The organism is Citrobacter sp. Colony219, assembly GCF_019382635.1.
GTDB lineage: Bacteria > Pseudomonadota > Gammaproteobacteria > Enterobacterales > Enterobacteriaceae > Citrobacter > Citrobacter youngae.
Window position 1 is genome coordinate 3,640,717 of record NZ_CP080033.1, and the last position, 8,766, is coordinate 3,649,482.

Here is an 8,766-nt window from a genome sequence, read left to right on the forward strand (position 1 = left end):
ATAGTGCGCACACCCAGACCGGTTGCGCCCGCAGACCACTGCTCAACCGGCGCTTTGCGATAGGTTGCAGAGCAGTCGATGTGCAGCCAGCCCTGCTGATAGTTTTCCACGAAATGAGACAGGAAGCCCGCCGCAGTGCTGGCACCCGCCGGATAAGCCGCGCTGCCGGTATTATTCAGCTCGGCAAAGTTAGACGGCAGCTGGCTACGGTGGAACTCTGCCAACGGCAGACGCCAGAACGGCTCGTTTTCTTGCGCCGCACTTGCCAGCAGACGGGTAGCCAGTTGATCGTCAAAGCTAAACAGCGCGTGGTAATCGTTGCCCAGTGCCGTTTTCGCCGCGCCGGTCAGCGTGGCAGCATCAATAATCAGTTCCGGTTTCTGCGCGCTGGCGTCAATCAGGCCATCGGCCAGTACCAGACGTCCTTCGGCATCGGTATTCATCACTTCAACTTTTTTACCGTTGCGATAGTGAATGATATCACCGAGCTTAAAGGCGTTGCCGCTGATCAGGTTATCCGCGCAGCACAGATACAGCTTAACGCGCTTGTTCAGACCACGGGTGATGGCGAACGCCAGCGCGCCGGTCACCGTGGCCGCACCGCCCATATCAGACTTCATCGAGTCCATAAATGCGCTTTGCTTGATGCTGTATCCGCCGGAATCAAAGGTAATTCCCTTGCCAACCAGACAGGCATAAACCGGCGCTTCTTTATCGCCAGTTGGATTGTAATCCAGCGCCAGCAGTACCGGAGGACGTTCAGAGCCACGACCTACGGTATGCAATCCCATGTAGTTCTGCTCGCGCAGATCTTCGCCTTTAGTGATCCGGTAAGAGACGTTATCGCAGGCAACAGAGCACAGCAGGTCTACTGCGCGTTGCGCCAGCTGTTCCGGGCCCAGCTCTTCTGCCGGGGCGTTAATGGTATCGCGCACCCAGTCAATAATTTTCAGGCGGTTATCCAGCTCTTTGCGCTGCGCCTCATCCAGAGCGGCCCACTCAACTTTGCGGGTGCCTTTTGGTCCTTTGTAGCCCTGCCAGAACACCCAACTACGTTCGGTATCCCAGCCTTCACCATCCAGTTGGACATGTTTAATACCCAGGCCGTCAATTTTACGGGCGGCGCGCTGGATAAGGCCGAGGTCATCTTTTCCGTTCAGGTGCAGGGTAATACCGTCATTATTAATGCTGTATGTCGCCTTTTCACCCCAGCGGGCATCGGCGGGTTGCGTGGAAAGCGTAATTTTCATGGCTTCTGTCATTTTATTTATCCTTATTTTCGCGCATACAGGAAAACGGGCCGCCCGTGGGCAGCCCGTTGACTTATTCGGCTTCGTCCAGCCAGACCAGCAAAATGGCCTCAAGGATTTTTTCGTTCGATGCCTGTGGATCATCATCGAACTCTTCCAGGTCACAGATCCACTGGTGCAGATCGGTGAAACGAACGGTCTTGGGGTCGAGATCGGGGAACGCGTCGTACAGCGCTTCGCCGATTTCACGGCTATCGGTCCACTTCAGTCCCATACTACCCTCTGTTAATGCTCACGTGCATGATTGATTGTGTAACGTGGGATTTCGACCACTAAATCGTCCTCGGTGACACGTGCCTGACAGCTTAAACGGCTCTCCGGCTCCAGTCCCCAGGCTTTATCCAGCATGTCGTCTTCTTCTTCTGTGCTTTCCGGCAAAGAATCAAAACCTTCACGTACGATGCAGTGGCAGGTTGTGCAGGCACAGGATTTTTCACAGGCGTGTTCAATCTCGATACCGTTACGCAGGGCAACGTCAAGAATAGTTTCGCCGGTCTCAGCTTCCAGAACTGCGCCATCGGGACAGAGATCCTGATGAGGCAAAATAACAATCTTTGGCATATTAAACCTCGTCCACGGAATGGCCTTTCAGCGCGCTACGGACAGATTTATCCATGCGGCGAGCGGCGAATTCCTGGGTTTGTTTGTCTACGTTTTTAATGGCTTGTTCTATCGCGTCAACATCGTCACCCTGTGCAACCTCGCTCAAATGCGCGGCGGCGGTGTCGATAGCCTGACGTTCTGCGGCGCTTAACAGCGCGGCATCTGCGTTCAACGCACCGGATAAACTTTCCAGTACGCGTGCCGCTTCGACTTTCTGTTCTGCAAGCCAACGGGCTTTAACGTCCTGCTCGGCAAAACTCATCGAATCCTGAATCATGGAGGCGATTTCACTGTCGGTCAGACCGTAGGACGGTTTAACCTGAATTGAGGACTCAACGCCGGTGGATTTCTCCATGGCGGTGACGCTCAGCAGACCATCGGCGTCCACCTGGAAGGTCACGCGGATGTGTGCGCCGCCAGCTGGCAATGCCGGGATGCCGCGCAGCGCAAAACGCGCCAGTGAACGGCAGTCCTGCACCAGCTCACGTTCGCCCTGCATCACGTGAATGGACATCGCGGTTTGGCCATCTTTAAAGGTGGTGAAATCCTGCGCGCGCGCCACCGGGATAGTGGTGTTACGTGGGATCACTTTCTCCACCAGACCGCCCATAGTTTCAAGACCGAGCGACAGCGGGATAACGTCCAACAGCAGCATTTCGCTGTCTGGTTTGTTCCCGACCAGAATATCCGCCTGAATTGCCGCACCAATGGCGACCACTTTGTCCGGGTCGATAGAAGTCAGCGGCGTACGGCCAAAAAATTCACCGACGCGTTCACGCACCAATGGCACGCGCGTTGAACCACCGACCATCACCACTTCCAGCACATCTTGCGGCTCCACGCCCGCATCTTTCAGCGCGCGACGGCAGGCCAGCAGCGTACGCTTGACCAGTGCGGAAATGAGTTCATTAAAGATTTCACGGGTTATTTCACCCTGCCATCCCGCCACATTAACCGTCACAGAATCGGCATCGCTGAGCGCGATTTTCGCGGCAATAGCGGCATCCAGCAGTTCGCGCTGTACGCGGTTATCGCTACGATCGGCAACACCCGCCTGCTCGCGAATATAATCGGCCAGCAGATGGTCAAAATCGTCGCCGCCGAGCGCGGAATCACCGCCGGTCGCCAGCACTTCAAACACGCCGCGGCTCAGGCGCAGAATAGAAATATCAAAAGTACCGCCGCCAAGATCGTAGACCGCAATCACGCCTTCCTGACCGGAGTCCAGGCCATAGGCTATCGCTGCTGCGGTCGGTTCGTTCAGCAGGCGCAATACGTGCAGACCCGCCAGACGCGCGGCGTCTTTGGTCCCCTGACGCTGTGCATCGTCAAAGTAAGCCGGAACGGTGATCACCACGCCGTCCAGTTCGCCGGACAGTGATTCGGTTGCCCGCGCGGCCAGCGCTTTCAGAATGTCAGCGGAGACGCGCACCGGATTAAGCAAACCGGCAGCGGTTTCAATCATCGGCAAGCCATTTTCACTTGCCTGGAAGGTATAAGGCAGATGCGGGTAACGCGCCTGGATATCTGCCAGAGAGCGGCCCATCATGCGTTTTACCGAACTGACGGTGTTTGCCGTATCCAGCGCGGCATTGGCGCGGGCATCGTAACCAACAGAGTAGCCCTGCTGCTGATAGTGAACCACTGACGGCAACAGGTGGCGACCTTCATGGTCTGCCAGCGTTTCGGCCTGGCCGCTGCGTACGGTCGCAACCAGGGAGTTGGTGGTGCCTAAATCGATACCTACCGCCAGACGACGCTGGTGCGGCGCGGCGCTCAGACCAGGCTCACTAATTTGTAATAAGGCCATTTTCGCTTCCGGAAATTAAAAATCGAGCAGTTTTTCTTCGAGTTGTTCTGCACTGCTTCGCAGTTTATCGAGAAAACGCAGCTTACGCACGGTATCTGCCGCTGCGTCCCACGTCTCGCTATCCAGCTGTTCCACCATCAGTTGATGACGAACGTTATACATTTCGCTGACGCGTTGCATAAACGCATCTAAACGTTGACTGTCTTTTGCCTGTTCAATTTCGTCCAGCTCTTCGCGCAGCTCCAGCTGTTCCATCAGAAACGCGGTATCGCGCACCGTGTGCTGCTCGCTGCGGATATCAAAGCCGTGTAAAGACAATAAGTATTCGGCGCGCATCAAAGGATGACGCAGCGTTTGCCAGGCCTGGTTGATCGTGGCGGACTGCGAAACCGCAGCAAGTTGTTCCGCCTGGGAACCGCTGGCAAATTTATCAGGATGATACTGACGTTGTAGATCCTGAAAACGTAGGCTCAGCGCCTGAGTATCGAGCTGATAACGGGCCGGCAAGCCAAAGAGGGTGAAGTAGTCCATAACATTCTCAGGGCATCGATTCTCTGTTGTTCAMNGGAGCAAAACCAGAGAGTCAGGTAAAACAAACCCCACGCGCAGGCGACCACGGTGGGGTTATCGGTAAGCGCGTTACACGTGGAAGCTTTCGCCGCATCCACATTCGTCTTTCACGTTCGGGTTAGTAAACTTAAACCCTTCGTTCAGACCTTCTTTGACGAAGTCTAACTGCGTACCGTCGAGGAATTGCAGGCTCTTACCGTCGACCACAACTTTTACGCCTTTGTCTTCAAACACGGTATCTTCAGCCGCCGGCTCGTCAACAAATTCCAGTACATAGGCCATACCTGAGCAGCCGGAGGTTCTCACGCCCAGACGCAGACCAAACCCTTTACCGCGGTTTGCCAGGAAGGTATTTACACGCGCTGCTGCACTGTCGCTTAAGGTAATCGACATAATAAAACCTCAACTCTTAATTATTTTGCTTCACGTTTGCTTTTGTAATCCGCAATCGCGGCTTTAATCGCGTCTTCAGCCAGAATAGAGCAGTGAATTTTCACCGGTGGCAGTTCAAGCTCGTCGGCGATATCGGTGTTTTTAATCGCCTGTGCTTCGTCCAGAGATTTCCCTTTTACCCATTCGGTAACCAGAGAGCTGGAAGCAATAGCGGAACCGCAGCCGTAAGTCTTGAAACGCGCGTCTTCAATGATACCCTCATTGTTGACTTTGATCTGCAACTTCATCACGTCGCCACAGGCTGGTGCACCCACCATGCCGCTGCCCACGTTCTCGTCGCTGTTGTCAAAAGAACCCACGTTACGTGGATTCTCGTAATGATCGATTACTTTTTCGCTGTAAGCCATGATGAATTCTCCTTATCGATACCGATTAGTGATGTGACCATTCAATGCTGTTCAGATCCACGCCCTGTTTGAACATTTCCCACAGTGGAGAAAGGTCACGCAGGCGGCCGATGGAGTTGCGAACCAGATTGATGGCGTAGTCAATCTCTTCTTCGGTAGTGAAACGACCTAAAGAGAAACGAATTGAGCTGTGTGCCAGCTCGTCGGTCATCCCCAGCGCGCGCAGCACGTAGGATGGCTCCAGGCTTGCAGAAGTACATGCAGAACCGGAGGATACAGCCAGATCTTTCAGCGCCATAATCAGCGATTCGCCTTCAACATAGTTGAAGCTAACGTTGAGAATGTTCGGTGCGCCCTGCTCGAGATCGCCGTTAAGATACACTTCTTCCATATCTTTCACGCCGTTCCACAGACGGTTACGCAGACTGCGCAGGCGCGCCATCTCGGTTTCCATCTCTTCTTTAGCGATACGGTATGCTTCACCCATGCCAACGATCTGGTGCACAGGCAGCGTACCGGAACGCATACCGCGCTCGTGACCGCCGCCGTGCATCTGCGCTTCAATACGAATACGCGGTTTACGACGCACGTACAGCGCACCGATACCTTTCGGGCCATAGATTTTGTGACCGGAGAAGGACATCAGGTCCACTTTCAGTTGGCTCAGATCGATAGGCAGTTTGCCTACGCTCTGGGTCGCATCAACGTGATAGATGATGCCGCGCGCACGGCACATTTCGCCGATAGTCGCGATATCCTGCACCACGCCGATTTCGTTATTCACGTGCATAATGGAGACGAGGATGGTGTCGTCACGCATTGCCGCTTCAAGTTCTTTCAGGTCGATAATGCCGTTACGCTGCGGGGCGAGGTAGGTGACTTCAAACCCTTCGCGCTCCAGCTGACGGCAGGTGTCCAGCACGGCTTTGTGTTCGGTTTTGCTGGTGATGATGTGCTTGCCTTTTTTCTGATAAAAGTTGGCTGCACCTTTAATCGCCAGGTTATCGGATTCCGTCGCACCGGAGGTAAAGACGATTTCACGCGGGTCGGCACCCACAAGATCGGCAATCTGGTTACGGGCGATATCTACCGCCTCTTCAGCCTGCCAGCCGAAACGGTGTGAACGAGACGCTGGGTTACCAAAGTTTCCGTCCAGGGTCAGACACTGCATCATTTTCTCGGCAACACGCGGGTCCACCGGCGTGGTTGCGGAGTAGTCGAGATAGATCGGTAATTTCATTGCTCTATAAACTCCGTACATCGCTTCAATGCAAGGAATCAGGCAACCGGCTGGATGTACGACCGAGTTAACGGGGCGTCTGACGCCCCGGCCTGATTCTAAAATACTATTATTATGCGCGTAACTTAACGTCGATCGCGTCTTGTGCACGATTAGTGCGTGGAGCGTCATGCGTGTGCTGGCGACCAGACACATCCAGGACTTCCTGATTATTCACCAGTTCGCCCAACGTAATGTTGTTGAGGAAACCGGTCAGACGATCGCTCAGATCGCGCCACAGCGCGTGGGTCAGGCATTTATCGCCGCCCTGACAACCGCCTTTGCCCTGGCAACGGGTCGCATCTACAGACTCGTCAACAGCGCTAATTACTTCACCTACTGCGATGCTGCCGGCATCTTTACCCAGCAGATACCCGCCGCCTGGTCCACGTACGCTGGAAACCAGACCGTTTTTACGCAAACGGGAGAACAACTGCTCCAGATACGACAGGGAAATTCCCTGACGTTCAGAAATATCAGCCAACGGTACCGGGCCCGTTTCGGAGTTGAGCGCAACGTCCAACATTGCGGTCACGGCATAACGCCCTTTTGATGTCAGTCTCATGTCTTACTTAGCCTCAAACTCGCCCCTGCCCGGGGTTTTTTATTGTAAAATGGGGGTATTGCATAGCAGGGGCAAGTCTGACATTCCCGACTAAATCAGTCAACTATTTACTTGACTAATTTAGTCAGGTATTTAACCTTCAGTGCCATTTTTACTTGCCGGAGGCGTTACGTTTACTTGCCTTTATTTTGTTGCTCAATCGACGCTAAAATCCCGCGCAAAATGTTCAGTTCCTGGCTCTCCGGACGCGCGCGCGTAAACAGACGGCGCAGCTTGTTCATCACCTGTCCCGGATGCCCTTCGCGGATAAACCCAGTCGACAGAAGCGTTTGTTCCAGATGACCGTAAAAACGCTCTAAATCATCGACCAGCGGGTACTCAGCTTCTTCGTATTCTGCGGTCTTCTCGCTTTCCTGCGTCGCCAGCCAGGCCATGCGCACTTCATAAGAGATGACCTGCACCGCCATCGCCAGGTTCAGCGAACTGTATTCCGGGTTCGCAGCAATAGCGACGTGGTAATGGCACTTCTGCAGTTCTTCATTCGTCAGACCAACGCGTTCACGACCAAACACCAGCGCCACCGGCGAATTCGTCGCTTCAGAGACGCTTTTTAAACCGCATTCGCGCGGATCCAGCATCGGCCACGGCAGCGTACGGGAGCGCGCGCTGGTGCCTACCACCAGGCTGCAACCTGCCAGCGCTTCATCAAGAGTATCGACGATCTGCGCGCTGCCGATTACATCACTGGCACCTGCCGCCAGAGCGATGGCCTGAGAGTCCGGTTTAACCAGTGGATTTACCAGCCACAGATTGGTTAAACCCATGGTTTTCATTGCGCGGGCTACAGAGCCCATGTTGCCAGTGTGAGAGGTTTCCACCAGCACGATTCGAATATTTTGCAGCATTGTATTTCTTCGGCTAAAGATTATTCGGGCATATTATCATAAAACGAAGACATATTCCGAACTCGCTGCTATACTCTGCGCCGTTTTCCCGTTCTTTAACATCCAGTGAGAGAGACCGATGCATCCGATGCTGACCATCGCCGTGCGCGCAGCGCGCAAGGCGGGTAATGTAATTGCCAAACACTACGAAACCCCAGACTCTGTAGAAACCAGCCAGAAAGGCAGCAATGATTTCGTGACTAACGTCGATAAAGCCGCCGAAGCGATTATTATCGAAACTATTCGCAAATCTTACCCACAGCACACCATCATCACCGAAGAAAGCGGTGAGCACGCAGGTGAAGATCAGGATATTCAATGGGTTATCGATCCACTGGATGGCACTACCAACTTCGTAAAACGTCTGCCGCACTTCGCGGTATCTATCGCAGTACGCATTAAAGGCCGTACTGAAGTCGCCGTTGTTTACGATCCAATGCGTAACGAACTGTTCACCGCCACTCGCGGCCAGGGCGCACAGCTGAACGGCTATCGTCTGCGTGGCAGCACCGCCCGCGATCTGGACGGCACCATCATCGCCACCGGTTTCCCGTTCAAAGCGAAGCAGCACGCCGCTTCTTACATGAAAATTCTTGGCAAAATGTTTACCGAGTGCGCTGACTTCCGCCGCACAGGTTCTGCTGCGCTGGATCTGGCTTACGTTGCCGCTGCGCGCGTCGACGGTTACTTCGAAATCGGTCTGAAACCATGGGATTTCGCAGCAGGTGAGCTGATTGCACGTGAAGCTGGCGCACTGGTTTGCGACTTCACCGGTGGTCATAACTACCTGGCAACCGGCAACATCGTTGCAGGTAACCCGCGCGTTGTTAAAGCCATGTTGGCTAACATGCGTGACGAGCTGAGCGATGCGCTGAAGCGTTAATC

General features: G+C 54.1%; 11 protein-coding genes. 1 reads left to right on the forward strand and 10 read right to left on the reverse strand.

Annotated elements, in window-relative coordinates; all coding sequences use genetic code 11:
- The 10 genes from pepB to trmJ form a co-directional block, all read right to left on the reverse strand.
- On the reverse strand, positions 1–1,262 hold a 1,262-nt coding region (pepB, locus tag JTI85_RS16315), incomplete at its 3' end, for an aminopeptidase PepB (RefSeq protein WP_219351752.1).
- 61 nt (positions 1,263–1,323) lie between these two features.
- Positions 1,324–1,524 (reverse strand): Fe-S cluster assembly protein IscX, encoded by a 201-nt coding sequence (gene iscX, locus JTI85_RS16320; protein ID WP_003037694.1) that lies wholly within the window; start codon positions 1,522–1,524, stop codon positions 1,324–1,326.
- A gap of 11 nt (positions 1,525–1,535) precedes the next feature.
- A complete protein-coding gene (gene fdx, locus JTI85_RS16325; protein ID WP_003037690.1) occupies positions 1,536–1,871 on the reverse strand; it encodes an ISC system 2Fe-2S type ferredoxin in 336 nt (111 codons plus the stop codon).
- A 1-nt stretch (position 1,872) separates the two neighbouring features.
- Complete coding sequence (gene hscA, locus JTI85_RS16330) at positions 1,873–3,723, reverse strand: Fe-S protein assembly chaperone HscA (protein WP_115601662.1); 1,851 nt, start codon at positions 3,721–3,723, stop codon at positions 1,873–1,875.
- Between the two features lie 15 nt (positions 3,724–3,738).
- Positions 3,739–4,254: a co-chaperone HscB gene (gene hscB, locus JTI85_RS16335; protein ID WP_003838436.1), complete on the reverse strand. Its 516-nt coding sequence runs from the start codon at positions 4,252–4,254 to the stop codon at positions 3,739–3,741.
- A gap of 108 nt (positions 4,255–4,362) precedes the next feature.
- Complete coding sequence (gene iscA / locus JTI85_RS16340; protein ID WP_003037681.1) at positions 4,363–4,686, reverse strand: iron-sulfur cluster assembly protein IscA; 324 nt, start codon at positions 4,684–4,686, stop codon at positions 4,363–4,365.
- Positions 4,687–4,706: 20 nt separating this feature from the next.
- Entirely contained in the window at positions 4,707–5,093 is a 387-nt protein-coding gene (gene iscU / locus JTI85_RS16345; protein ID WP_002913991.1) for a Fe-S cluster assembly scaffold IscU, read from the reverse strand.
- A 25-nt stretch (positions 5,094–5,118) separates the two neighbouring features.
- Positions 5,119–6,333: a cysteine desulfurase gene (gene iscS, locus JTI85_RS16350; protein WP_219351753.1), complete on the reverse strand. Its 1,215-nt coding sequence runs from the start codon at positions 6,331–6,333 to the stop codon at positions 5,119–5,121.
- A gap of 112 nt (positions 6,334–6,445) precedes the next feature.
- Positions 6,446–6,937, reverse strand: a complete 492-nt coding sequence (iscR, locus tag JTI85_RS16355) for a Fe-S cluster assembly transcriptional regulator IscR (RefSeq protein WP_003037674.1) — start codon at positions 6,935–6,937, stop codon at positions 6,446–6,448.
- Positions 6,938–7,110: 173 nt separating this feature from the next.
- Positions 7,111–7,842: a tRNA (cytosine(32)/uridine(32)-2'-O)-methyltransferase TrmJ gene (gene trmJ / locus JTI85_RS16360; protein WP_003838431.1), complete on the reverse strand. Its 732-nt coding sequence runs from the start codon at positions 7,840–7,842 to the stop codon at positions 7,111–7,113.
- 118 nt (positions 7,843–7,960) lie between these two features.
- On the opposite strand from trmJ, the gene suhB reads away from it, so the two are divergent.
- Positions 7,961–8,764: an inositol-1-monophosphatase gene (gene suhB / locus JTI85_RS16365; RefSeq protein ID WP_219351754.1), complete on the forward strand. Its 804-nt coding sequence runs from the start codon at positions 7,961–7,963 to the stop codon at positions 8,762–8,764.
- The last annotated feature ends 2 nt before the right edge of the window (positions 8,765–8,766 follow it).

Bases quoted from the DNA above. Each gene is read 5' to 3' on its own strand.
- iscX (WP_003037694.1), bottom strand. From the start codon at position 1,524: ATGGGACTGAAGTGGACCGATAGCCGTGAAATCGGCGAAGCGCTGTAC.
- fdx (WP_003037690.1), bottom strand. From the start codon at position 1,871: ATGCCAAAGATTGTTATTTTGCCTCATCAGGATCTCTGTCCCGATGGC.
- hscA (WP_115601662.1), bottom strand. From the start codon at position 3,723: ATGGCCTTATTACAAATTAGTGAGCCTGGTCTGAGCGCCGCGCCGCAC.
- hscB (WP_003838436.1), bottom strand. From the start codon at position 4,254: ATGGACTACTTCACCCTCTTTGGCTTGCCGGCCCGTTATCAGCTCGAT.
- iscA (WP_003037681.1), bottom strand. From the start codon at position 4,686: ATGTCGATTACCTTAAGCGACAGTGCAGCAGCGCGTGTAAATACCTTC.
- iscU (WP_002913991.1), bottom strand. From the start codon at position 5,093: ATGGCTTACAGCGAAAAAGTAATCGATCATTACGAGAATCCACGTAAC.
- iscS (WP_219351753.1), bottom strand. From the start codon at position 6,333: ATGAAATTACCGATCTATCTCGACTACTCCGCAACCACGCCGGTGGAC.
- iscR (WP_003037674.1), bottom strand. From the start codon at position 6,937: ATGAGACTGACATCAAAAGGGCGTTATGCCGTGACCGCAATGTTGGAC.
- trmJ (WP_003838431.1), bottom strand. From the start codon at position 7,842: ATGCTGCAAAATATTCGAATCGTGCTGGTGGAAACCTCTCACACTGGC.
- suhB (WP_219351754.1), top strand. From the start codon at position 7,961: ATGCATCCGATGCTGACCATCGCCGTGCGCGCAGCGCGCAAGGCGGGT.